This is a genomic window from Streptomyces viridochromogenes DSM 40736, assembly GCF_000158955.1.
In the GTDB taxonomy this organism is placed as follows: Bacteria; Actinomycetota; Actinomycetes; order Streptomycetales; family Streptomycetaceae; genus Streptomyces; species Streptomyces venetus.
Genome location: NZ_GG657757.1, coordinates 2384450 through 2385590, shown reverse-complemented (window position 1 = coordinate 2385590; position 1141 = coordinate 2384450). Strand labels below are relative to the sequence as shown.

General features: G+C 76.8%; 1 protein-coding gene. It reads right to left on the bottom strand.

The window, feature by feature from the left end; translation table 11 throughout:
* Positions 1 to 1141: bifunctional adenosylcobinamide kinase/adenosylcobinamide-phosphate guanylyltransferase (locus tag SSQG_RS10450; RefSeq protein WP_003989709.1), on the bottom strand; the 1141-nt coding region annotated here is incomplete at both ends.

Sequence of the window (1141 nt, the reverse complement as noted above, 5' to 3'; positions counted from 1 at the left end):
CAACACCTGCTCACACTCCCCCGCGAACCCCGCATTGAGCCGCCCCAGCTCATCCCGATACCGCCGCCCCGACGCAGTCGACGGCACGATCCCCGACCCCACCTCGTTCGACACGGCCACAACCGTCCGCCGCGTCTCCCGCACCGCCTCCGTCAACTCCCGCACCCGCTCCCGCAACACCTTCTCCCCGCGCTCCGCCCACACCGCGTCGTCCCACGCCCCGGCGGAATCCATCGCATCCGTCAGCCACAACGACAGACAGTCGATGAGCAGCGGCGGCCCCTCGGCCGCCAGCAGCGGCACCAGATCGCAGGTCTCCACCGTCTGCCACGACCCCGGCCGCCGCTCCCGGTGCGCCGCCACCCGCGCCGACCACTCGGTGTCCCCGTTCCGCGACCCGCCCGTCGCCACGTACAGCACGTCCGGAAAGGCCTCCAGCCTGCGCTCGGCCTCCACCGACTTCCCCGACCGCGCCCCGCCGAGCACCAGCGTCCGCCGCGGCACGTCCGGCACGTCCTCGTACGCCCCGACCGCCAGCGTCGTCCCGTCCGGCACGGCCCGCGCCCCGGCCGCCGCGAGCCGCCGCGCGAGCTCGGGCCCCGGCGGCACGTCGTGGTCCAGGTGGACGGCGACCACATCCGTCGTCGGCCCCACCGCACCCACCGCCCGCAGCTTCGCCAGCGCGTCCGGCCGCCCCACCACGTCCAGGCAGACCATGTCGTACGACTCGGCGGGCTCCGCGAGGCCCGCGGGCGCCCCGCCCGGCGGCAGATACAGCAGCCGCTGTCCCTCCGGCCCGGTCACCGCGTACCCCGTGCCCGGCGCGTCCATCGCCACGGCCCGCACCCGGTGCCCCGTCAACAGCGTCAACTCCCGCCCGTCCGGCACCCGACCGGGTTGTGGCAGCCCGGCCGGCACCTCGACGGCGGGCCCGTCGTGCGGATGCGACAGCAGCACCTGCCGTACGCCGGTCAGGGAACGGCCCGCCCGCGCCGCCGCGAACGCCGCCCCGGGCGTCAGATCGAGCAGCAGCGCTCCGTCCAGGAGCAGCGCGGTGGCCGCCCGAGCGTCGGGGCCGAGGGCGGCCGCACAGGCCGCGCAGGGACAGTAGGGGCGGGGGAGTCCCGCGGGGGCGCCGGTG